The organism is Legionella londiniensis (assembly GCF_001467825.1).
Taxonomy (GTDB): domain Bacteria; phylum Pseudomonadota; class Gammaproteobacteria; order Legionellales; family Legionellaceae; genus Legionella_A; species Legionella_A londiniensis.
The window spans coordinates 113826-137506 of the sequence record NZ_LNYK01000019.1; the positions used below are offsets into that span (position 1 = coordinate 113826).

Below are 23681 nucleotides of genomic sequence, written 5' to 3' on the forward strand. Positions count from 1 at the left end.
ATAGGGTTGTGAACGCCTGAAATCCATTAAGTAGATTCCAGGCATTTGATGGCTTAAGCGCTAATTTAATGTGCGGTTCGCGCCTGTATTTGGGGAAAAAATATTGAACAAAAACAATTTAGGAAAGATGGATAAAGCACAGGCTGGGTGGAATTAAATTCCGTCCAGCCTGAAAAAGGGGAGCATTACGCTTAGCTGACAACGCGCCAGGAACCATCATTTTGACGGCAGGCCTTGCCATAGATTTGCTGTTTCTTGCCCCCAATTAGAGCTTCGGTAATATACTCTCGGCAAGGCTGCTGATTTTTATAATATGTGCGGGTCGGCTTAACCGTATAGCGGTTACCGTTGTCAGGATTTTTCCAGCTAACCGGTTTTCCTGTAGGCGCCGTTTCCAGAGCATGTTGCATTTCCAGCCTGTCTTGCCTATCCATATACTGGCCAATCTTGCCGCCTAGAAAAGCTCCAAGCAGGGCACCCCCAGCAGCTGCGGCCACCTTGCCTGAACCGCCGCCAAACTGGCTGCCCAGCAATCCACCGACGACGCCTCCGGTTACCGTTCCTACGCCTTCATTGGTTATTTGAGCGCAGCCGGCCAGAAAAACAGATAAAGACAAGGAGGCTATCATTAATTTTTTCATTTTTTACTCACCTGTTTAATTGTTTGTTAAAAAGACAGACATTCTATCATCAAGGATAGAATTTATCCACCATCATGCTCTGAAAATCATTTTAATCTGCGCGTGGTCTGTTTGTCACCTGAGTCAGCAACTCATAAGCAATTGTCCCTGCCGAATGGGCAACGCTTTCAATCGGTATATGAGGTCCCCACAATTCAACCATATCCCCTTCCTTCATCTTTGGACAATGTGTCAAATCGATTGTTAGCATATCCATCGAAATTCGCCCAACGACAGGTGCCAAAATACCGTTCAACCAGACATTGGCTTCCTTGATATGGCGAGGATAGCCGTCCCCATATCCTGCGGGGACAACTCCTATGGTTGATGGTTTTCCGCTCTTCCAAATCCCGCCATAACCCACAGGCGAATCGGGAGGATAGTGATGGATGGTGCTTAGTGATGAGGTAAACCGCATGACTGGCTTCAATCCCAGTTCAAGTCCGGTCTGATTCGGAAAGGGTGAAATGCCATAGAGCATGATGCCCGGCCTTACAACATCTGCATGAGATTCAGGGAATGAAACAATCGCTGCGGAATTGGCAATGCTTTTGATAAATCTTCCCGGCAATTGGGATGTTGCAGTGATAAATCGCTGAAGCTGAAAATCGTTACTGGGATTTTTTACCTCATCTGCATTAGCCAGGTGGGTCATCAAGCCAATTTCCTCATGCACCCAGGCACAGGCACGCAAAGCATGGATGACTTCAGAAACTTCATGAGGCGCAAAGCCCAATCTATGCATACCGGTATTGATTTTAACCCAAATCTTAACAGGGCGGTCAAGCGGCGTGGCTAACAACCATTGTAACTGCTGCTTTTGGTGAATAACACATTGCACATTCAATTGATTGAGTAAAGACAACTCGTCTTGTGTAAAAATTCCCTGAAAAAGAATGCAATCGCTCCTGCTCCCAAGTTTCCGAAGGATAATGGCCTCCTCAAGGCACGCCACGCCGAAAGCATCTACCCTTCCCTCAAGCGTCGGAATAACAGACGACAAGCCGCAGCCATAGGCATTGGCTTTAACCATGGCGATAATTTTTTTACCTGGCGCATATTCCCGAACACGGTTTACATTATGCAGCAAGGCCGAGCTATCGATATGAATATTCGTTGGTCTACCCAATTATTCTGCCCCCTGGTAACCGTTAAAGGCCAAATCTTCAAAGCGGGTATATTTTCCAAGGAAAGCTACACGCACTTTGCCGATTGGTCCATTTCGCTGTTTGGCGATGATAATTTCCGCAGTACCCTTATCAGGGCTGTCTTCATGATAGACTTCATCTCGATAGATAAAGAAAATCAAATCCGCATCCTGCTCAATCGCCCCAGACTCCCGCAGGTCAGACATGATAGGACGCTTATCATGCCGTTGTTCAAGACTGCGGTTCAACTGGGAGAGTGCGATCACCGGAACATCAAGTTCTTTGGCCAATGATTTCAGGCTTCGTGAAATTTCTGAAATCTCAGCCGTACGATTATCGGCTTTAAAACCGGGCACTTTCATCAATTGCAAATAGTCAACAACAATCAATCCCAACTGACCCTGTTCCTTGGCTAGCCTTCGCGCACGAGCGCGCATTTCAGCAGGACTCAACGCCGGAGTATCGTCAATATAAAGCGGAGCTTCAGAAAGCATATGTACGGCCGAGGTCACTCTTGGCCAATCGTCGTCATCGAGCTTACCAGTGCGAATACGATGCTGATCGATCCTGCCAAGAGACGACATCATACGCATGGCCAGTGAATCTGCGGGCATTTCCATTGAAAAAACCAAAACCGGTTTGCCTGCGGTAATTGCGGCATGCTCGGCAATATTCATGACCAGAGTTGTTTTCCCCATTGACGGCCTGCCTGCTACGATAATTAAATCAGAAGCCTGAAGCCCCGACGTCATTTTATCGAGATCGCTAAGGCCAGTAGCCAACCCTGTAATTGCACCGGCGCTGTGATATAGCTCATCAATTTTTTCTACCGCTTTAACAAGGATTGATTTGATAATCTCAGGCCCGCCCTCGCTTGCTGTTTGTTCAGCGATGGCAAACACCTTTCGCTCCGCTAAATCCAAAAGTTCACTCACTTCCCGGCCGTCAGGATTATAAGCAGCATCAGCAATTTCACTGGCAACTGCTATCATCTGCCGTTGCACCGATTTTTCTCGAACAATATCCGCGTATGCTGAGATATTGGCAACGCTTGGTGTGTTGTTTGCCAACTCAAAGAGATAAGCCTCCCCTCCTGCTTCATCAAGCAGGTTGACCGACATTAACTTATCGAGCACAGTCACAACATCAAAGGGTTGGCTCTTATGGGCAAGGTCTAAAATGGCGCGAAATAAAATACGATGTTCTGCACGATAAAAATCAGTTTCACAAATCTTGGTACTGACCTTATCCCATGCCTGGTTTTCAAGCATCAAACCGCCGATAATTGACTGCTCTGCTTCAAGTGAATGGGGCGGCCGCTTTAGGGTACCAACATTTTTTTTACGTGCCTCGACTTCTAACATAATCTGATTATTTTTACTGGAGCGAAAAAAAAGTATTGTACTGGGGTATCAGGAAAAAGTAACCTGCCCTTTGCGAACAGTGAGAGACCTGCGCCGAAAAATACTTAACTTCTGTATTCTACAGTTTCTTCGCGAATCAGGCTCAGTTGCCGGGATCCAACACCCCTCAAGCAGCCATAGGATGTTGGAACAGGAACATGTTGGTTATATTGTACTCAATATCAGGTTTCTTGCATGAACGCTTGGGCTATTTGATTTTGTATCAATCTTAATCAAGCCATACTTGGATCATGATTTTCAGAGGCCGATATTTTTTTTACCCAAACCTGGGTTCTGCCGAGCATTGCAAGACCAACATAGCCACGAACATAAAGTTTGTCTCCATGCATTGAGAGTTTAGCCCGGTAAATCTTCCCTGATTTTGGATCAAGAATTTGGCCGCTACTCCATACGCCCCTGCCCTGATCTTTCAATCCCCAAAGAAACGTTAATCCTTCAATAGGCTTATTCTTAAATTCTCCGGGGCATTTAGCACAAATGCCTTTGTCGCCTTTCTCTCTGAAAACTTTTACGATCTTCCCGCTTAATTCCCCGTTTTTAAGAGAAAGTTCTACAACGGCTCTTTTTTTCCCTGTTTTGTCATCCATGGTAGTCCAGGTTCCAACAGGCATATCTGCCATGGCTTGAGGCATATAGAAAAAGGCAAGAAAGGTCACTAAAGACAGAACTATGCGCCGCATCACATTTTCCTCCAAAAAAAAAACAGTAGGCAAAAGAATATTCGAGAAGGTCATTTTTTGCAATGGGCATATCACCCCTCACCCAGAGGTTTAAAGAATTGGGTAATATCTTCCTCGGTTAGCATCAACTCTCCGGAGTCTTTAGAATTCAATACCCCAAAGATTAATCGGCGTTTCTTTTCCTGCAATTGTAAAATTGCTTCTTCTACTGTTCCCTTGGTGATTAATTTATACACGAATACAGGATTTTCCTGGCCTAATCGATGGCTTCTATCAGTTGCCTGATCTTCCACTGCCGGATTCCACCAAGGATCATAATGAATCACAGTATCAGCGCGGCTTAGGTTTAATCCTGTCCCTCCTGCTTTAAGACTGATTAAAAATACAGGCACTTCCCCTTGCTGAAACCGATTGACCAAATTCTGTCGATTTTGTGTTTTGCCAGTGAGCTTCAAATAGGGGTAACCATTCCTGATTAATTTTTCTTCTATTAACCGCAACATACTGGTGAATTGAGAGAAAATCAACATAAAGCGCCCTTCCTCAATCAGGTTTTCCAATAATTCCATTAATGCTTCAAGCTTTGCAGACCGAAGATGTGCAGAAGCTGCAACAGGCATAGGTAACAAGCGAGGGTCGCAGCAAATCTGGCGAAGTTTTAACAAGGCATCCAAAATGGTAATTCGGCTTCGCCCCAAACCCTGCTTTACAATTGCGTCACGGACTTTTTGTTCCATACTGATGCGAATTGTTTCATATAAATCTCTTTGCTTGCCGCTTAACTCAATCATATGGTTCATTTCAGTTTTATCCGGCAATTCTTTTAACACGTCGTTTTTACTGCGGCGTAAAAGAAAAGGACTGATCCTGCGCACCAATAGCGATTTTTTATTTTCATCCTCATACTTTTCGATCGGAATCTCGAAATACTGCCGAAACTGCTTTGCCTGCCCTAAAAACCCGGGCATTAAAAAATGAAACAGCGACCACAGTTCGCCTAAATGATTTTCAAGCGGGGTACCCGTCAGACAAAGCCTGTGCCGGGCTGAAATCTGTTGTATGATCTGCCTCGTTTTGGTGCGTGAATTTTTAATGAACTGTGCTTCATCAAGAATTAAATAATAAAAAGAATGAGTTAAAAATCGTGCCCGATCACGCTGAATTAGAGCATAGGTAGTCACAATCAAATCATGCTTTTTAAAATCCTGGCTGTTGCGGGATGCGCCATGGAAAATGGAAACATCAAGTGATGGCGCGAACCGTTTTGCTTCTTCGGCCCAGTTACCGAGGAGGCTTGTCGGAGCCACAATTAAGCATGGGTCTTTCATGCGGCCATGTTCTTTTTCACACAATAAATGAGCGAGTGTTTGTACCGTTTTTCCAAGTCCCATATCATCGGCTAGAATCCCGCCAAATTCAGCGGCGCGCAAACCCTGCAGCCAGTTTAAACCCTGCCGCTGATAATCGCGTAACGGAATGCATAATCCCTTTGGAGGCTCTATTTGGGGCAGCTTAATTAATTCTGAGAGCGCCTTGAGTTTTCGCCGAATTTCTTCAGTTCCCTGCCATCGTGCTTGGCTGGCATGAATTGCGCTTTCTGCTTCAAGCATCAGTAATAACTGATAAGGTTTAATGTGAACCATTTCTTCTGCCTTTTTTTTGCCCGAGGAATATTCAAGCAAAAAACGCAATAAGGGTTTTAATCGACCCAATTCAATTTTTAAAACGATTCCCCGCTTAACAGTCACGTTTAAAAGTAATTTATCTGACAGACTCTCAAGTGTTTGTCTGTCCCAACGATTCAGTAAGTCTGTGATCATCGGCAGCAGGCTGACTGTTTGGCCATTCACTTCAATACCAAGTTGATAGGAAAAAAAATTTTTAGAAGACTCATGCACTTTTGAATGCCAGATTACTTCGCTGGCGTTCAAGATTTTAACGGGTTCAGGATATTTTTCCGTCTTTAATACAGGCTCAGCGGTTGAACCAAATTCCTTGTGATGTAAAGCAAAGAGGCAGGCAGCTACATGCTCGCAGTTCCCGCTCAAGCCGCAGCTACAAGAACCGGGTGTGGCAGGCCAGGTTTTCAAGTCCAAATAGACATTACAAAAATGTCTTGTTTTGTCTTTCACGCGGGCTTTCACCAAACCATCGCTCAACAGGAGATTGAATACATAGCCTTGGGCTTGATATTCATGGGCAAGTTGCAAAGTTGCGGGCGAAAATATCTTGTCCATTTGTGACAATGCAGAATTCAGCATGTCCGGCACCGGATTTTATTAAAACTTTATATTATAGCAAACTTATGGGGCTTTGGTTTTCTATTGGCGATCTCCAACCCATCAGATGGAAAGCCGCAGAGATTTATCATACCCACGCCAATTTTGAGCACACGTATTAAAAGAATTGCATTGTCGGTTGTGAAGCAAAAACTGGAGGCGCTGAATCTTGACTTTTCAAGATGTTGTTTATAAAATGCCAATCTTGGTTTATTTATATATAATATGGAAAAAAATATGACATTATCTATTGACAGCATCATATACCCTAAGCGACATCATTTAACAGGAAATAATAAACCGCTGGCGCTCGTTGTCCATTCACCTTACTGTTTTTCAGATAATGCTACGAAATTTCAATTAAATATGGAAGAAGTCCGCAACCAGGGGTTTGGTATCTTAAATAAAAAGCAAATCACCTTTGATCAAGATGAGAAGCAGTTAACAAATTCAATCAAGCCGATTATAGAAAGTAAAACAGGAAACAAATCAATATCGCTCATTTTTTATTCCCACGGGCTTCCTGGCTTTTTATTTGGGGATAGGGAAACATTTGAGGCTGAAGCAAAAGGCATCCGGCAATTTGTTTCTTTTGTTAACTTGTTAGAGAGTCGTATTAATAAGAAAATTGATAACATCATATTAAACGCATGCTATTCTGCTTCAGAGTTATATAACCCGAAGCTTAAAAAATATTTTTATTCGCCAGCAAGATTACTGAGTATTTTATTGCCAGGTAAAAAGGTAGTCGGCTTTGTTGGAGAACATGCCGGCGCAACTGTAACGCATATCTATAAAAAAGAGAATCAGAATTTTTCGGAAATCAAATTAAAACCGCATTTAGCGGCCATGTTATTTGAGGATGGCCAAGAAATAATAAAACCTGATGAACCGCTGTATTGCCTGGGATACATGCTCCCCAACAGCATTAAAAACGAAATCTCATTTCATGGTGAGTTTTTTGAATCAATTTTACAACAGAATCAACAGGGGGAACTGATTCTTCCACAAATAAAGTTAATAGCGAATATAAAAGAAGATATGACCAATTCATGTTCAGTAAAAAACAGCAAAACATCCAAAGTTTTGAGCCTTTCTAAAGTTAATATTTCATGATTGGAAGCATGAATAGGATTTTCAAAAAAACACTATGTTGGATATTTGATCAAATTTTGCTATAATTTTTCGAATAATTTTTACTCATCAGGAATAAAGCAATGGGAAAAATCAGCCAATCTATTTTACAGCCAGAAAAAAGCAAACAGCATTTATTTGGCTCTAAAAACACAAGCCGTACGCTTGCGCTTGTTGTGAATTCACCCTATGAGACAGAGGATTCTGCAACAAGCTATAAATCGAGCAGCTCTTACCTGCAGAACGCCGGTTTTACTGTGATAAACAAAAAAGCATGTACTTACGGCGACTCCCCAGAAGATATTCACAACAAAATCAAGCCTCTAGGACAAAAGGAAACTAATGAGCTGACTGCTTTCTTTTATTGCCATGGCGTGGTTGGCTGGTTTTTTGGCCAAGAAGGATCGCACGAAGCAGAAATGGAGGGTGCCATTGAGTTTGCCAGGTACATTCGTGCCTTTGAACAACGAACCGGAATGAACGTTAAGAATATTGTTTTGTCTGGCTGTTATACAGCGGTCGAACTATTTAACCGCGAGGAGGGATTATATATTAATTCATCAGCCAGATTGCTCAGCATGCTGCTTCCAGCTAAAAATATTGTCGGATTTTTAGGTCATCATGCCGATGCAAAAGTAACCCATGTTTATAAAAAAAATGATAGTAAAAAAAAGGATGCGGAAGAATATGTGGAAGTTAAGCCCAATGCGTATGAGGCTTCGGTGGTTTTTAGAGATGGTAACGCAATTGAAAAACCCCAAGAGGAATTATATTGCGATCACAAGTATACAAAACTTTTTGTAGAGGACAGTTTAAAGCTGGGCCCTACAAGTCAGGCTGATATTTTTAAGCCGGCCTTGGTAAAAGAAGAATTAAAGGAGAATAAGTACGAAAACTGGATTTTGGAAACCGACGAGAATATAGGTTATTTTCAGGAACAAGTTTGCGCAGAAAAATCAGAAGAAATTAAAAAAGAATTTTCCAAGGAAACTGAACGGGCCAACTTGTCATCTTCATTGAATTAATCTCGTATAAATTGCGATAAATATCTCAACCCTCTTGCGTTCCCTCCAGCTTTTTTTTGCTCACGGGAATGCAGGAAGCATCAATCAAAGAAACCGCCAATTACAAAACCTTGCAATACATAGAGAAGATTGGGTAATTAGGATAAAATAATCTTTTTTCTAAGAACCAATACAGCAAATGCAGGCATTAACCCTTCTCATGGCACAGATTAACCCCAAAGTGGGAGCCATTCATGAGAACGCAGAAAAAATCATTCAAGTCATTAACCGGCATCAACAGCACCATGACTTAATTATTTTCCCGGAGCTTGCATTAAGCGGCTACCCTCCTGAAGATTTGCTTCTACGCAACGAATTCCATGCGCGCATTGAATCAGCTCTCTATGAAATCAGAAACAATGTAAAGAACTGTCATGTGATCATCGGCCATCCGAGCCTTGAACATGGTTATCGATACAATTCAGCCAGTGTTTTTCATGCCGGCATGCAAATAACCCGTTACCATAAGCAGTTATTGCCCAACTATGGGATTTTTGATGAAAAGCGGTATTTCACCCCTGGACCAAAACATGCCTGCCAATTTACCTTGAAAAACCGCCGCATAGGCTTATGCATCTGCGAGGACATATGGCAGGCAGGTCCTGTTGAGGAACTCATTGCGCATGACACTGAAATAATTCTTTGCATCAATGCTTCGCCCTTTGATTACGATAAATATAGCAAACGGATAACATTGCTTGAAAAATATGCGAAACAAGGAGTTGCGCTGGTCTATGTAAATCAGATTGGAGGTCAGGATGAGCTTGTTTTTGACGGCCGGTCGCTTGTGATGAATGCCAAAGGGGAAGTCACCGTTCGGGCTCCAGCATTCGTTGAGTCTTTGCAATCTGTTATCATCGAAGGCGATACCATTTCAGGTGAGATAAACCCGCTCTTGGACAATGAATCGCTGATATATCAGGCTCTGGTTTGCGGCTTGCGGGATTATGTAGAAAAAAACCATTTTCAAGGAGTCATCCTTGGCCTATCAGGCGGAATTGATTCAGCCTTAACCTTAACCATAGCAGTTGACGCCTTGGGGCCATCAAAAGTGCATGCAGTACTGATGCCCTCCCGCTATACTGCGTCCATGAGCAATGAGGATGCGCTTTCCCAGATAAAAGCATTGCGCGTAAGCTTTACCACTTTACCCATTGAACCGGTATTTAACTCAATATTAACTAGTCTCGCGCCAGTCTTTGTTGCGCGCGAACCAGATATCACTGAAGAAAATATTCAAGCCCGAATTCGCGGTTTGTTTTTGATGGCGCTTTCCAATAAAACCGGTCAAATGGTGCTGACTACCAGTAATAAAAGTGAAACCGCAGTAGGTTACTCAACCTTATATGGAGATATGGCAGGCGGATTTGCCGTTTTAAAAGACGTGCTGAAAACCCAGGTTTATGCTTTGGCACGTTACCGCAATGGCATTTCCCAGGTCATCCCCGAACGGGTATTAACGCGCGCGCCTTCTGCAGAACTCAGGGAAGGGCAAACTGACCAGGACGCACTGCCGCCTTATGAAATCCTTGATGCAATCATCACTTACTACATGGAATATAACTTAAGCGCTGATGAAATCGTCGAACGGGGCTACGACCCAAGCATCGTTTTAAAAGTATTAAAGCTCATTGCCAGAAACGAATATAAACGAAGACAAGCAGCACCGGGAGTTAAAATCAGCCCCTGTGCCTTTGGCCGCGATTGGCGGTACCCCATCACCTCGGGCTTTGGGCCGAAGATTGTTGGAGCACGCGAATAATTTTTTGCGTTTTGCCCTAAGCTCATACTTGCAAATTAAGGCCAAAACGTTAACATGGAAAGGTTTTATCGAACAAGGAGTGTCATGAGAATCAAAGCCTTAACCGCCGCGCTACTTACGGCAAACCTTGCAACTGCCGCAACACCGATTGACGGTTGGTACAGCTCGCTCTTCGGAGGCTACGCCTACCTTCCGGACAATGTCAGCAATACCCGCCTTGGCCTAACCCGCGCTGATGCCGTTTATGAAGGAGGTTTTGACGCAGGCGGCAGTATTGGGTACAAAAGCAATCCACTGCGTTATGAAGGCGAGCTTACTTATATCAATGCCAAGATTGATCATTTCAGGATTAATAACACCCGGCAGATTGCACCCCGCGGTTATGCAACTTCAATATTGGCCATGGCCAATGTTTACTATGACTTTCCAGGCATACTTGCGGCCTCCATTGAACCTTTTCTTGGAATTGGCCTTGGCTACGGCTGGGTAAAAGCTGAGTTAGACAGTTCAGGCCCATCAGGCCCCACCCGCTTCACTGGTGAAAACAGCGTCTTTGCCTATCAGGCCACTGCCGGCTTGACTTACAACTTTGCTGAGAATTACGCTTTGACCTTGGGGTACCGCTATGTCGCAACAGAAGAAGTGCATGATTTGGGTAAAGTTTTTCAAGCCCACCTCGCCAATGTAGGTGTGGTCTATCGTTTTTGTGAAAATCGCTATAAATAAGGATGTACAATGCAACAGATAGTCAGATATATGCTTCCAGGCTTGTTTTTTATGCATGGCGTGTCTTATGCCTTAAATCCTTACCCGGGATTCTATGCCGGCATTATTTTAGGCGGAAGTTATTCACCTGATACGACGATTACTTTTTCTGAGCCTGCAGCCCAAACTCCTGCTTGTCCGTTTAATCTTTGCCTTCCCAACCGCAAGGGGGATCTCTCTTATTCCGGATATGGCAATATTGGCGGACAAATTGGATACCGTTTTAGCGGATTTCGCGTTGAACTGGAGCCCGTCGTCAATTATAACCCTTACCAGGACATTACCGTTGGCAATACTCTCTATAGAAGCCCCAAGTCCAGTACAGGCGTTCGCCTTAAAGGCAGCACGACTACAGCCATGTTGATGTTCAACGGCTATTATGATTTTTTCACATTCTGCGAGTCATGGAACCTCGTACCATATGCAGGTGCCGGCGTGGGTTATGCATATATCAAAAATGATATAGAGTTTTATTGCAATAATAAAAGCATTCCCTGCACAAATATTTCCGATTCAACCAGCACCACTGCCCTGCAAGGAATTTTAGGGCTTGGTTATCACCTGGATGACTTCACCTGGTTCGGACTGGATTACCGCTATATCGCCACAGGCCATAGCGATATGCTGGATTCAAATGTACAGGTACATACAATTAATTTAAGCTTTAATGGATCGCTTTGCCTTTAAATATCAATTATCTGGTGCAGCATGACCTATCAAATCTTACCGTCCCTGCTTTCAGCTGATTTACTGAAATTGGGTCAGGAAATTGAAGCAGTCATTCAGGCTGACGCTGACATGCTTCATTTTGATGTTATGGATAACCATTATGTACCCAACTTAACTTTTGGCCCTGCTTTATGCGCGCATATTCGCAAACAGTTTACAAAAATTCCAATCGACGTTCATTTAATGACCACTCCCGTAGACAACTTGATCCAACAGTTCGCCAAAGCAGGCGCTACCCGCATCAGCATCCACCCGGATGCAACCATACATCTTGACAGAAGTCTGCAATCTATTCGCGAAAATGGATGTCAGGCAGGTTTAGTGCTTAATCCCGCAACATCTACTGAAGCGTTGGCCTGGTCTGTTCACCGCCTTGATTTTGTCCTGGTGATGACCGTAAATCCTGGCTTTGGCGGCCAGTCGCTTATTCCTGAGTTAATTCCTAAAATCAAGGTAATCAAAAAAAACTACCCTGACCTGGCTATTTGTGTAGATGGAGGCATTGATATCGGCAATATCGCACAACTTGCTGAGGCAGGAGCCACAGAATTTGTTGCGGGCTCTGCTATATTTAACAGTATTGATTACAAAAGCACAATCAAAGAAATGAGGCGGCGGCTAAACGTCCTTAGGCCAAGTTAAACTGTCTGGTCATTTTTGCGAGAATTATATATCGGGGCGATCATCATTAATTATAAAACCATGCTTGCTATGTCGATTAAATTGCAGTTATTCATTTGCGGTTTATGTTTAAGTGCTCTGGTATTCGCTTCAGATGCTAATCCCTATCTTGAGAAATTCCAGACTTATTTAACCTTAAGTCAAAATCTTCCTGATTACCCAACGCCTGAATTTATTGATTTTATTAGCAACGATTCCCCGTTGGCTAACAAGTTGCGTGAAAAATGGCTTTATCAATTGGGTAGAAAAAAGGACTGGTCTACTTTTAATCAATTTTACAGGAATCCTGCCAGCATGGAACTGCGGTGCTATGCATTAGCTGCTCAATATCATCTGGGAAAGCAAAAGGAAGCGCTGCAATCTGCCGAAGCTATTTGGCTATCTGGCAGTTCGCTGCCGATGGAATGTGATGAGATATTAAATATTTTACTAAAAAGCGAACAATTTAATGAACAGCTCATCACCAAGCGCATTGTGTTGGCTCTGGACAAGAGAAATCTTTCGCTCGCTCGCTATCTTTTAAAACAATACAAAAAACCCAGGTTGGAAGACATTCACTTACTCAATCAAATTTACCGGAAACCGAGCAGCATCTCGCTGCTTCAAACCGGCGAACTTCACGATGATTATTACTTATATGGCCTAAAGCGCATGGTCTCTATCGACATGGAACAAGCAGTTCATTACTGGAATCACATTAAGACCAAGCAACTCTTAAGCGAATCACAGCAGCAATCTTTTTTAGCCCACATTGCCTTATATAAGGCGATTCGAAATCATGCAGACGCTTTACAATGGTTTTATAAAGTAAAACCTGCATATTACAATGACTCTCTAGTTGACTGGCAGATCCGCTATGCCCTGAAACATCACAAGTGGCGAGAAGTGATTCGCATTATCAATCTTTCTCCTGATAAAGATAATCCTTCCTGGCAATATTGGTTGGCGCGGGCACTTCATGCTCAAGGCAAAATAAGCCAAGCACAAGCGATTTATGAGAAACTCGCTAAAATGAGGAACTACTACGGGTTTCTGGCCAGCTTAAGGTTAAAAAAAAGCTTTAGTTTTAAAAATGAACCGCCCGTTATCAACCCAAAGCTTCTTGAACCATATCAACCCATTATTGAACTCATCCGCAAGTTATATGAATCCGGTCAAGCTCTTGAAGCTTCTCGCCTGGTGAATGATTTTGTACTGGAACTGCCGAAAGAAGAGCGCAGCGCACTCGCTTTATGGTTGGCTCAGGAATTACAGTGGTTTGAAAAGTCTTTATACATCAGCAACAATGATATATTAAATGATCAACTGGTCTTAAGATTTCCTCTGGCCCATCATCAGATCATCCGACAAAATGCAAAGCAATTTCATATACCGGAGGCATTAATTTATGCCATCATCCGACAGGAAAGTACTTTTCGAGACAACGTGGTTTCCAGTGCTGGCGCTCTCGGCTTGATGCAGGTCATGCCTAAGACTGCAGAAATGATTGCAAAAAAGGCCGGCATCCAATACAAAAACCGGCAACAATTGTTTTCAATAGAGGATAATATCCGGTTAGGAACCGCTTATCTACAACAGCTTGGCAAGCGGTTCAGAAATCATCCGATGCTGATGGCTGCTGCCTATAATGCAGGTCCCTACCAGGTGGAACGCTGGTTGAAAAACCACCCGCCCAAACAAATTGATATCTGGATTGATACGCTGCCTTGGCATGAAACCAGAAATTACTTAAAAAATGTGATTGCATTTTATGCAGTATACCAATACCTAAAACAGGAAAAGCCTGATTTAAGCCCCTTTATGAAAGAGATTTAAATAACGAGGATGTATAAGGCACCCGTGCCTCGTAACACTTGCATTAGCAACTGCTTTTGTTTTTCCTGAGCTATCTGTTGCAATTCCTTGGTTGTTCTGGTCGATTTTTTATTAGCAGAAACAATAACATCGCCCGGTCTTAAGCCCGCGCGCCAGCCGGCACTGTTTTCAGAAGCGCCGACCACTTGCACACCTTTAATATGGCCGTGTAGCGGCGAGTCCTGCTCAAAATCGCGTAAAGCCAATCCATATAAAAACGGATTTTTGGATTGCAGCTTCTGCTCATGTTTTTTGGCATCAGTAACCGTAACATTAAATACCATATCCTTGCCGTTTCGCTTGACTTTAATTTTTGCTTCGCTTCCTACGCGCAATAAGCTGATGGTGGTTTTAACCTGGGTTGCCTGAGTAATTCTCGTGTCATTTATCTGGACGATAACATCACCTGCACGAAGGCCTGCAGATTCAGCAGGCGAATTTTCATTAACCTGAGATATCAAAGCTCCCTGCAAATCCTCAGGATAATCTAAAGCCTGCGCAAGCTCTGGAGTTAAATGCTGGACAAAAATTCCCATCAGGCCGCGATGAACAGATCCATATTTAATGATCTGGTCAGCCACATCTTTTGCCATATTGATGGGAATGGCAAATCCAATACCGACATTACCGCCATACAGTGAAATGATGGCTGTGTTTATTCCAATCAACTCACCTTTGGTATTAACCAATGCTCCGCCAGAATTTCCAGGGTTAATGGCAGCATCAGTTTGAATAAAATTTTCAATGCCTTCAATATTCAAATCACTCCGCTTCATGGCGCTCACAATGCCAAACGTTGCTGATTGGCTGTTACCAAAACTGTTTAACCCAAAGGGATTACCGATAGCCACGACAAAATCACCAACTTCAACCTTATCGGAATCGGCAATAGGTATACTCTTTAGGTTTTTTGCATCAATTTTGAGCACAGCGACATCAGTTTCACTATCACCGCCAATCAATTTGGCTTTTAAACGGCGTCCATCATTAAGCGTAATGGTGATCACTGAGGCATTGCGAATGACGTGATCATTGGTCAGGATAATGCCGTTTTCCGGATCTATTATCACACCTGATCCAATGCTTTGGAATTTTTTTGGTTTTACCGGTACTGGCCTTGATTTGTCCTCATCCTCATCCCCTGCCGCTGCGCTTACCGGTATAATCCCCTGAACCGCGACATTGACAATAGCTGGCATGGTATTTTTCAAAACCGGAGCCAATGTAGGCAACTCCTGTGCAGGCATTGCCGCATAGGTAAGAGCTGCCATACCAAAGAACATGAAAAAAAGCATATTTCGAAAATTATAAATCATATCAGTTACCTTGTTTAAACCAGATTAAGGTGGCCATTCTGCCTGTAAGCCCCTGTCTGCGGTAAGAATAAAAAGTTTCATGTAGTTCATAGGTACAAAGACCGGCATGATACACGGCATAAACCCCAAGTTGATTCAGAATCAGTTCAGCCATCCTCGGCAGATCTGCAAGTTTTTTATCTCCCCGCTCACGGAATATTTGGTCAGCATAAGTGTACCTGTTTTTAAAATTCCGCCGCACATCCTCTCCAACTTCGAAACAGGATTGGCAAATTGCAGGGCCTATCCAAGCTAAAAGCGAGTCCGTTTTATTATTCATTTTTTCAATTGTGTTTTCAATAATTCCACTGGCCAAGCCTCGCCAGCCAGCATGAATGGCTGCAATCTCCGTTCCTTTGCGATCGCAAAGAAGCACAGGCAAGCAATCAGCAGTCATGATAGCAAGCGGAAATACGCTGTTGCGCGTAATGGCCGCGTCGGCATTACGTTCATCCTCTTCCTCAACGACAATACAACGGTTGCTGTGTGTTTGTATAAGCCAGACAGGTTCACGCACGAGCGCGAGAGAATGAACCAGGTTATCGCGATTGCGTTGTACGGCAGCTGATGAATCGCCAACGTGCATGGCAAGGTTATTGCTCTCATACTCCAGGGTACTAACCCCGCCTAATTTAGTCGTGGTTAAAGCAGCAATATGGTCTGGCGCAGGCCAGTTCGCTTTCACATAAAACAAAATATTTTACCACCTTCGCAGCAAATCTAAAATGATCAAACATAGAGCAATGCTTGTCAACTGCCCAATGCGGTTTTATCCCACGAATTCCATATTTAATTGGTAAAAACCTAAAAAATATTTAAAAAATAAACGAATTGTATCTATAATTTCATAAGATTAATCAGGGTGTGTCCCATATGCTTTATAACGGATAACCTCCCCTGAGATAACCGATGAAGGTAACCAACATGAAATCAGCAGCTTCTATCTTGTTAAAGATTATATTTTTGCCGCTAGGATTATTAGCAAGCCTTGCCCTTGTTGCAGTCTTAACCGCTTTACTTGTTCTTTTATCGCCTATCCTAATCCTGTGCCTGTCTTTTATGGCAGGCAAATGGTTAACAGATAAAATCTGTTCCTGGTTCAATCTGGGTGCGGATAATATGAATATCGGCCTATATTTGGTTATGCAGGGTTTGCTAAGCCTTGCCTCTCTTCCATTTGTAGCAGTAGGAGGCCCAATTATTGGGGGAGCATTAGCCCTGATTATTATTCCAGTCGTAACCACTGTACTTGCTTTTCATATTGCCTTTAGCTCAGCAAACCGCATTATTGAATGGCTCTTTCCAGATGGTTCAGCTATAAAAAACCAGAACAGTGCTGAAAGATTAAGCTTCCTTGAGGAGTCCTATCGTCATTTACAACAGAGATTTTCACTTTCCAGCCGCAGCAGCCAGGAACTTACCTCTTCAACGTCCAGTTTAATGGAAGATGAAACATCACAGGATAATATTGAAGTCATAACACCCTCAAAATTTGAAGTCGATCTAAGTGACAATCTGGGACATAGAGGTTCCCCGAAAATCTAGGGGCGCCTCTTTGTGATTTTGACTTGCTGTTTGTCTTTCCCGCAAAGGCAGGAACCCATTTTTGAAGTGACCGAGTACCAGATGAATGATGGATCCGCGCCTTTCCGTGAATGACAAAAAATAGTCAAGGCGTTCAATGCCGCCTACCAAAATTAGATAGAAGCGCTACCGGCATAAACCAAGAGTCAAGATCACTCTTCGCTCTTGTCCAATATTTCAAGGAGAGATGTAAAATCCTTGGGTAACTCTGCCTTTACCGAAATCATCTTCGCGGTATAAGGATGGCAAAATGTCAGCATATACGCGTGCAGTGCTTGCCTCTTGAAGTTGCTAAGCGCTTGCGCCAAATCGGCTGCAGCTGATTTGGGTATCCTGAGTTTGCCGCCATAAAGCGGATCACCTACAATTGGATGATTGATATGCGCCATGTGCACTCTGATTTGGTGGGTTCTCCCTGTATGGAGGATGACTTCAAGAAGGGTAAAATCATGGTATTTTTTAACGATTTGATACTCTGTGACAGCTTCCCTCCCCTGATTGCGGACTGCCATTTTCAAACGGTTGCGCGGATGCCTGCCATACAATGTTTCAAGTATTCCGCCAGAAATGAGTTGGCCTTCCACCAAAGCAAGGTAATGCCGTTTGATTTCACGCGCGCGCATTTGGCGAATCAGGGTATTGTATGCCTTAAGCGTTTTGCCTGCCATCAAAAGCCCTGTCGTGTCCTTATCCAGCCTATGGATAATTCCTGCTCTCGGCAGCTGCTGTAAAGATGGATCATGATGCAGTAAAGCATTAACCAAAGTATGCCCGGGATTTCCTGCTCCTGGATGAACAACCAAACCAGCAGGCTTATTGATAATCAGCAGGTGATCATCTTCAAAAATGATCTCAAGAGGTATGGCTTCCGGTAATAATTGTTCGTTATGCGGCAAATTTTCAGGAAGAGTTATAGTAACTATGCCTTTGCCGCGAATCTTATCTTTAGGCTTATGCGCCACACCATTAACAGTAATGTATCCCTCTTTAAGCCAATGACTCAACTGCGAGCGCGAGTACTCAGGAAGCATATTTGCAAGCGCAACATCAAGCCGTTGACCATATAACTCCGGAGGAATGGGAAGCTTTATTGTAAGGCTGTTGCTTTGCATCTGAAGATACGCTCTGGGCCGGGATTACTCATTGTAGAGCCTGCCGCGCAACGAGTTAGGCTGGGCTTCAGTGATCTTTACATTGGCAAATTGCCCAATCAATTCCTTTGGCCCATCAAAATTAACAACACGGTTACATTCAGTGCGGCCGGCAAGCTGTTGCTCGCGTTTTTTTGAAGTGCCCGTGACTAAAACCCGCTGTACCGTCCCCACATGTGCCTGGCTGTAGCGTGATGATTGTAATAAGAGGCGATCCTGTAAAATTTTCAGGCGTTCTTTTTTAACTTCCATTGGAGTTTCATCTGGAAGATTGGCAGCTGGTGTACCCGGTCTTGGGCTATAAATAAAACTAAAAGAGGTATCAAATCCTATTTCGTGAACCAAATTCATTGTGTCTTGAAAATCCCGGTCAGTTTCTCCAGGAAATCCAACGATGATATCGGTAGATATATGAATATCAGGCCGAATTTTGCGAAGCTTTCTGATTTTGGATTTATATTCCAATGCGGTATAACCCCGTTTCATCATAGCCAAAATGCGATCCGAACCGCTTTGGACAGGAAGATGCAAATGATTGGCAAGTTCAGGTACCTCGCTATAGGCTTGTATTAAATTATCGGAAAAAGCCAAAGGATGGGAAGTGGTATAACGTATGCGGCCAATACCGTCAATTGCGGCAACATACTGAATCAACAGAGCCAAATCAGCAACCTCTCCATTATGCATAATACCTTGATAATCATTTACATTTTGACCCAAGAGATTAATTTCCTTAACGCCCTGGGCAGCCAGTTGATAACATTCTGCCAGAACATCATCAAAAGGACGGCTGATTTCCTCTCCGCGAGTATAGGGAACGACACAATAACTGCAATATTTACTGCAGCCTTCCATAATGGAAACAAAAGCAATGGGGCCTTCAGCGCGCGGGGCGGGAAGATGATCAAATTTTTCAATTTCTGGAAAACTGATATCAACAACCGGTTTATTTGTTTTCCACCGCTCATTGAGCATTTCAGGAAGACGGTGCAAGGTTTGGGGGCCAAATACCAAATCTACAAATGGAGCGCGCTTGATGATGTCAGCGCCTTCCTGGCTGGCAACGCAGCCGCCAACGCCTATCACTACATGCGGGTTTTTAAGTTTGTATTCCCGCCATTGCCCCACTTGCGAAAATACTTTTTCCTGGGCTTTTTCACGAATGGAACAAGTATTTAACAAGATAACATCTGCCTCGTGAACCTGTTCAGTTTTTTCCAGCCCATGCGATTGGAATAATACATCAGCCATTTTTGCCGAGTCATACTCATTCATCTGGCAACCGTTGGTTTTGATAAACAGTTTTTTTGTCATGATTTTCAACTAGATTAAATTTACTTTATTTACTTTCGTATACATTGTTGCAATAAGTTTCCTGAAGAAATGGCAGGATCAATAATGATATCAACATTCCAATCGGCAATACTGCCAAAGCGCAATGATAGGCTTCCATGGGATAAATTCTTACATTATTGACCATTTCTCCAGTCCATAACAGATCGAGAATATAACCAATGAGAGGCTGTGCAATAGCAATGCCTATCATATTCATCATATTCATAAAGCTCAAACCGGTTGCAACATAACGCTTGCTGCACAGTTCCTTAGCCACAGCAAAAGCGGGTAAAAATCCTGCAGAAAATATGCCAAAAGCAAACAGCAGAAATTCCATTATCCAGCCCGATTCAATCGGGGCGTAGATAAGCAAGGAAGCGGACGTAACAGCCCCAACACTGCCAATATATAAAGAAGGCTTGCGTCGGCCAATGCGTGTGGAAAAAATGCCCCAAAGAGGGCTTGCTATTGCCCAGCCTACAAATACCAGGGAAATATAATTCGCCGCAGTTGCCTTAGCCAAATCCATTTTATGCATTAAAAAAGGAACACCCCAAAGGCCACAGAACACAGGGGTAGCCATGTACATCAATCCCCCATATACAGCGACCAGCCACAGCTGTTTATTCCTTAATAACATCATGAGGCTAGAGAGCATCGACTCCTCTTCGTCGGTGCCTGAATTGCTTGAATGCCTTGCATGCTTCGGCTCATCTTTTGCGATAGTAAAAATCAATCCTGCGAGCGCCAGGCCGATTACCCCCATAATTACCATGCTTCGCCGCCAATCATACGTATCAATCAACAAGGCCAAAGGCGCCTCGCCACCTATTGCACCCAGCATGCCAATTGTTACCATAATGCCTGTTAACAAAGCGAACCGCTCTGATGGAAACCAGTTTGCAGCCAGTTTCATCGTGCCAACTGCTGCAAACGCTGAACCAAAGCCAATCATCAAGCGCGCAAGACAGGCCATATAAAAACTGTTTGTCATGCCAAATGCAATCGTACTTAATGCGCAAATCAGGGTAGCGATGGTCAGCAAGCGCCTCGGACCAAAGTAATCCATCAACACACCGCCTGGCAATTGCATGGACGCGTAAGAATAGAAATAGATACCCGAAAGAATGCCAAGGGTGTGTCCAGTGACTGAAAAATCCCGCATCAGCTCTGAACTCATGACGCTGGGCGAAACCTGTAACAGGCACTCATAAAAATAAAACAGGCAGCCAAGTCCCCAAACAACCCAGGGCATTAGCGCTTTAACAGAAAAACCAAAAGAGGCAGCTGATCGCGGGTTACTGCAAGCCATTAATAGTCATCTCCAATTGATTTAATTACAAAAGTCCTGAATGGGCATGACCGCGCAATTCATTAGAATTTTTTTATGCACGAAAGTAAAATGTTATCAGCTTGTCTAGTATTTGTCTATTCTGCATGGCTTAAATCTGTGTTACATAAATTATTGAGTTACTCTCTTGACAGAAGCTTTGTAAACAGAGAAAATCTCGGCCTCACAAGGCTATGTAGCTCAGCCGGTTAGAGCGCGGCACTCATAATGCTGAGGTCGGTGGTTCGAGTCCACCCATAGCCACCAAGGACATACCAGAGCAGCAGCATGCTTCTGTCGCAATCCACAGGCATCAATTTAACGAATCAAACCAAATCAGCGGCACTTCATCTTCCCTGGAAATATCAATAGACCCTATGACCGGATCAAAAATTTGGTTATCATGCTATCATTGTAATTAAGTGATAGTTTAATGCGTATATTTTTATTGGTTGGTCTATTCCTCACATCCATTCTTCATGCAGCCGAAGTCACGATTCAAACTGAAAAGGACAAGGACGATACCGTTTTTTTTCTCGAAATTGGTGATTTCACCTTAAAGCAGGATGCAGAAAACCTGCAAAGAGAGTTAAAGGCAACCTTCAATGAGCGGGCAGAGGTTGTTCGCCATCCCAGAGAAATATTCCTGGTCAAAATCGGACCACTTAAGGATTATGCCCATACGCGAAAACTTAAAGATAAGATTGCTGCTTTTCTTAAAGCATCAAGCGAACGCGTTCAAAATTCAAGTCTTCCTGCGGAAAAAATATGGAATTTAAGAAACGCTGATATTCGCGCTGTGATTGCTGAGGTATCAAGAGTGACTGGTAAAAATTTTCTGGTGGACCCACGGGTTCAAGGGAAAATATCAATTGTATCGAGTACCCCGCTGTCCGATAAAGAACTATATCAGGTTTTTTTATCCATGCTGCAAATCTCAGGTTATTCAGCCATCCCCAGCGGAAAAGTAATTAAAATCATTCCAAATATTGATGCGAAAACACAGGCATCGGATTTATTGAGCCAAATGAAACAACCCGCCCTTGGCGATACAATTCTTGTGCAGGTAATACCCATTCACTATGTTCCTGCCGAGCAACTGGTTCCTGTTCTTAGGCCGCTGATGCCCCAATGGAGCAGTGTATCCGCCTATGGTCCATCCAATATGCTGATTCTTTCAGGGCAAGCAAGTAAAATCAGGCAACTTGCGCACATTATCAAACAGGTAGACAGTTCCAGCGCCAGCGGCATTGACGTCGTGCCTTTAAAACATGCGTTAGCAATGGATATTGCCAACACGCTAAAAGATTTGGTTAAATCGCAAACTCCTTCAGGGCTTCGCAGCCAAACCACGCTCGCAGCAGATGACCGCAATAATGCGATTCTCATCAGCGGCAGTAAAACAGAGCGCCTGCGTTTGCGCCTTTTGATTAATCAGCTTGACAAGCCAAGCCCCTACGGCAGCAACAGCAATACCCAGGTTATCTATCTCAATTATCTGCGCGCTGAGGATTTGGTACCGATTTTGGCAGGCATAGCGCAGGCAAGCTTCAGTGGCACTGTGGGTACCACCATAGGAACCATCACTCGCCCAGCCCTGGACAGCACAAACCCTGCTTCCAATTTCGCAGGCGGCACATCAAGCAGCGGTCAGACAGGCGCCATTGGCACGACGGGGGCTGCAGTTAATCCCGACGCTGTTCCTACCACAGCCGGCGCTACCACCGAATCTGAAGGCAGCACCAAACCTTCCGTGCAAATCATCGCAGAACCCAATACAAACTCGATCATCATCAATGCTCCAGTCACCCTGATTCGCATGCTCAAATCTGTGATCAGCCAACTAGACATTAAGCCTGCACAAATACTAATCGAAGCGCTGGTCGCTGAAATTAATGAAAGCGATGTGGTCAACCTTGGCATCGAATGGGGCAGCATCAACCAGGATACGTTAGCCAGTACCAGTTTTCGCCCTGGATTTGCTGTCGTGAATTCTCGAACGACACTTGATCAGTTTCAAGCCCAGATTTATGCTCTGGCCAGAGAGCGCAGAGCCAATATTCTTTCCACGCCATCGGTGGTGGTTTTGGATAATCGCCAGGCAAAAATTCTCATAGGCAAACAGCTTTCAGTTGCCACAACGTCTTACCCGAACAACGCTGGAGGCACAACCACCGCCAGTCCTTTTACTACATTTGAACGGGTCAATGTCGCTTTGCACCTGTATGTCAGGCCGCAGATTACGCGCGGCCAAGGGATCCAGATGCAGATAGACCAAGGGAATGATACTCTGGATGCAACAAGCACAATTGATATAACAACCAATCCTGTGTTTAACATCAGCGCGATCGTGACTTCTGTCCATGTAGACAGTGGCGATATCATTATTTTAGGCGGCCTGGCTCAAGACAGCCTTGGAAATGATGATACCCGGCTACCGATTTTAGGCGACATCCCAGGCGTTGGACGGCTGTTTCAACGAAATCTCACAAATCGCGAGAAAAAAGTGCTGATGGTCTTTATCCGGCCGCAGATATTAAGAACAGAACGGGATGCCTTGATGGTCACAGGCGGTAAATATGTCGATATACGGCAATACCAACTGGAATCATTGCGCGAACAAGAATACGATGAACGCAATAAAGATATCGTTTTACCGCCATTACGGCAGGCGCCGCTGCCAAAGCCATTCTGCCGTCCGCCTGCCAAGGCCCTTCCGTTAAAAT

At 43.8% G+C, this 23681-nt stretch carries 18 protein-coding genes, 1 tRNA gene and 1 pseudogene; 10 read left to right on the top strand and 10 right to left on the bottom strand.

The features are described 5' to 3' along the window. Nucleotides 1-191 precede the first annotated feature (191 nt). From Llon_RS08320 to Llon_RS08340, 5 genes and pseudogenes are all read right to left on the bottom strand, one after another. Entirely contained in the window at nt 192-641 is a 450-nt protein-coding gene (locus tag Llon_RS08320) for an RT0821/Lpp0805 family surface protein (RefSeq protein ID WP_058529606.1), read from the bottom strand. A gap of 91 nt (nt 642-732) precedes the next feature. After that, nucleotides 733-1809, bottom strand: a complete 1077-nt coding sequence (alr, locus tag Llon_RS08325; RefSeq protein ID WP_058529607.1) for an alanine racemase — start codon at nt 1807-1809, stop codon at nt 733-735. After that, a complete protein-coding gene (dnaB, locus tag Llon_RS08330) occupies nt 1810-3192 on the bottom strand; it encodes a replicative DNA helicase (RefSeq protein ID WP_058529608.1) in 1383 nt (460 codons plus the stop codon). A gap of 272 nt (nt 3193-3464) precedes the next feature. Next, on the bottom strand, nt 3465-3932 hold the full coding sequence (locus Llon_RS08335; RefSeq protein WP_058529633.1) for a DUF2147 domain-containing protein: 468 nt from the start codon (nt 3930-3932) through the stop codon (nt 3465-3467). A 71-nt stretch (nt 3933-4003) separates the two neighbouring features. Continuing rightward, nucleotides 4004-5869 (bottom strand): annotated as a pseudogene (locus tag Llon_RS08340) (DEAD/DEAH box helicase); the annotation flags it as partial. Nucleotides 5870-6448: 579 nt separating this feature from the next. Here Llon_RS08340 and Llon_RS08350 point away from each other — a divergent pair. The 7 genes from Llon_RS08350 to Llon_RS08380 all read left to right on the top strand — a co-directional run bounded on the left by Llon_RS08350 (nt 6449) and on the right by Llon_RS08380 (nt 14161). Next, on the top strand, nt 6449-7327 hold the full coding sequence (locus tag Llon_RS08350) for a hypothetical protein (protein WP_058529611.1): 879 nt from the start codon (nt 6449-6451) through the stop codon (nt 7325-7327). 101 nt (nt 7328-7428) lie between these two features. Then, complete coding sequence (locus tag Llon_RS08355) at nt 7429-8370, top strand: hypothetical protein (RefSeq protein ID WP_058529612.1); 942 nt, start codon at nt 7429-7431, stop codon at nt 8368-8370. 178 nt (nt 8371-8548) lie between these two features. Then, nucleotides 8549-10171 (top strand): NAD+ synthase, encoded by a 1623-nt coding sequence (locus Llon_RS08360; RefSeq protein ID WP_058529613.1) that lies wholly within the window; start codon nt 8549-8551, stop codon nt 10169-10171. Nucleotides 10172-10255: 84 nt separating this feature from the next. After that, nucleotides 10256-10897 carry an outer membrane protein gene (locus tag Llon_RS08365; protein ID WP_058529614.1) on the top strand — a complete coding sequence of 214 codons (642 nt, stop codon included), beginning with the start codon at nt 10256-10258 and terminating at the stop codon, nt 10895-10897. 9 nt (nt 10898-10906) lie between these two features. After that, complete coding sequence (locus Llon_RS08370; RefSeq protein WP_058529615.1) at nt 10907-11623, top strand: outer membrane protein; 717 nt, start codon at nt 10907-10909, stop codon at nt 11621-11623. A 21-nt stretch (nt 11624-11644) separates the two neighbouring features. Beyond that, on the top strand, nt 11645-12307 hold the full coding sequence (gene rpe / locus Llon_RS08375) for a ribulose-phosphate 3-epimerase (RefSeq protein ID WP_058529616.1): 663 nt from the start codon (nt 11645-11647) through the stop codon (nt 12305-12307). Nucleotides 12308-12376: 69 nt separating this feature from the next. Beyond that, nucleotides 12377-14161 carry a transglycosylase SLT domain-containing protein gene (locus Llon_RS08380; protein WP_058529634.1) on the top strand — a complete coding sequence of 595 codons (1785 nt, stop codon included), beginning with the start codon at nt 12377-12379 and terminating at the stop codon, nt 14159-14161. On the opposite strand, the gene Llon_RS08385 is transcribed toward Llon_RS08380, so the two are convergent. Then, entirely contained in the window at nt 14158-15483 is a 1326-nt protein-coding gene (locus Llon_RS08385; RefSeq protein ID WP_237758295.1) for a Do family serine endopeptidase, read from the bottom strand. The two genes, Llon_RS08380 and Llon_RS08385, sit on opposite strands and share 4 nt — an antisense overlap. A gap of 34 nt (nt 15484-15517) precedes the next feature. Further along, complete coding sequence (gene pgeF, locus Llon_RS08390) at nt 15518-16249, bottom strand: peptidoglycan editing factor PgeF (protein WP_115336842.1); 732 nt, start codon at nt 16247-16249, stop codon at nt 15518-15520. A gap of 230 nt (nt 16250-16479) precedes the next feature. Here pgeF and Llon_RS08395 point away from each other — a divergent pair, with 230 nt between their 5' ends. Then, on the top strand, nt 16480-17100 hold the full coding sequence (locus tag Llon_RS08395) for a hypothetical protein (RefSeq protein ID WP_058529618.1): 621 nt from the start codon (nt 16480-16482) through the stop codon (nt 17098-17100). A 191-nt stretch (nt 17101-17291) separates the two neighbouring features. Here Llon_RS08395 and rluD read toward each other — a convergent pair whose 3' ends face one another. Genes rluD through Llon_RS08410 form a run of 3 tightly spaced genes read right to left on the bottom strand, consistent with a single transcriptional unit; the run spans nt 17292 to nt 20937 of the window. Beyond that, nucleotides 17292-18251, bottom strand: a complete 960-nt coding sequence (gene rluD / locus Llon_RS08400; protein ID WP_058529619.1) for a 23S rRNA pseudouridine(1911/1915/1917) synthase RluD — start codon at nt 18249-18251, stop codon at nt 17292-17294. 24 nt (nt 18252-18275) lie between these two features. Further along, the gene (gene miaB / locus Llon_RS08405) at nt 18276-19604 is read right to left on the bottom strand and encodes a tRNA (N6-isopentenyl adenosine(37)-C2)-methylthiotransferase MiaB (protein ID WP_058529620.1); all 1329 of its coding nucleotides are present in this window, start codon (nt 19602-19604) and stop codon (nt 18276-18278) included. A gap of 25 nt (nt 19605-19629) precedes the next feature. Next, nucleotides 19630-20937, bottom strand: a complete 1308-nt coding sequence (locus Llon_RS08410; RefSeq protein ID WP_058529621.1) for an MFS transporter — start codon at nt 20935-20937, stop codon at nt 19630-19632. Nucleotides 20938-21145: 208 nt separating this feature from the next. Between Llon_RS08410 and Llon_RS08415 the strand changes: the two genes are divergently transcribed. After that, nucleotides 21146-21222, top strand: a tRNA-Met gene (locus Llon_RS08415). A gap of 166 nt (nt 21223-21388) precedes the next feature. After that, on the top strand, nt 21389-23681 hold a 2293-nt coding region (locus tag Llon_RS08420; protein WP_058529622.1), incomplete at its 3' end, for a secretin N-terminal domain-containing protein.

What these genes read in the sequence shown, in the direction of transcription:
- Llon_RS08320 (WP_058529606.1), bottom strand. Translation starts at nt 641, where the DNA reads ATGAAAAAATTAATGATAGCCTCCTTGTCTTTATCTGTTTTTCTGGCC.
- dnaB (WP_058529608.1), bottom strand. Translation starts at nt 3,192, where the DNA reads ATGTTAGAAGTCGAGGCACGTAAAAAAAATGTTGGTACCCTAAAGCGG.
- Llon_RS08335 (WP_058529633.1), bottom strand. Translation starts at nt 3,932, where the DNA reads ATGCGGCGCATAGTTCTGTCTTTAGTGACCTTTCTTGCCTTTTTCTAT.
- Llon_RS08350 (WP_058529611.1), top strand. Translation starts at nt 6,449, where the DNA reads ATGACATTATCTATTGACAGCATCATATACCCTAAGCGACATCATTTA.
- Llon_RS08355 (WP_058529612.1), top strand. Translation starts at nt 7,429, where the DNA reads ATGGGAAAAATCAGCCAATCTATTTTACAGCCAGAAAAAAGCAAACAG.
- Llon_RS08360 (WP_058529613.1), top strand. Translation starts at nt 8,549, where the DNA reads ATGCAGGCATTAACCCTTCTCATGGCACAGATTAACCCCAAAGTGGGA.
- Llon_RS08365 (WP_058529614.1), top strand. Translation starts at nt 10,256, where the DNA reads ATGAGAATCAAAGCCTTAACCGCCGCGCTACTTACGGCAAACCTTGCA.
- Llon_RS08370 (WP_058529615.1), top strand. Translation starts at nt 10,907, where the DNA reads ATGCAACAGATAGTCAGATATATGCTTCCAGGCTTGTTTTTTATGCAT.
- rpe (WP_058529616.1), top strand. Translation starts at nt 11,645, where the DNA reads ATGACCTATCAAATCTTACCGTCCCTGCTTTCAGCTGATTTACTGAAA.
- Llon_RS08380 (WP_058529634.1), top strand. Translation starts at nt 12,377, where the DNA reads ATGTCGATTAAATTGCAGTTATTCATTTGCGGTTTATGTTTAAGTGCT.
- Llon_RS08385 (WP_237758295.1), bottom strand. Translation starts at nt 15,483, where the DNA reads ATGTTCTTTGGTATGGCAGCTCTTACCTATGCGGCAATGCCTGCACAG.
- Llon_RS08395 (WP_058529618.1), top strand. Translation starts at nt 16,480, where the DNA reads ATGAAATCAGCAGCTTCTATCTTGTTAAAGATTATATTTTTGCCGCTA.
- rluD (WP_058529619.1), bottom strand. Translation starts at nt 18,251, where the DNA reads ATGCAAAGCAACAGCCTTACAATAAAGCTTCCCATTCCTCCGGAGTTA.
- miaB (WP_058529620.1), bottom strand. Translation starts at nt 19,604, where the DNA reads ATGACAAAAAAACTGTTTATCAAAACCAACGGTTGCCAGATGAATGAG.
- Llon_RS08410 (WP_058529621.1), bottom strand. Translation starts at nt 20,937, where the DNA reads ATGGCTTGCAGTAACCCGCGATCAGCTGCCTCTTTTGGTTTTTCTGTT.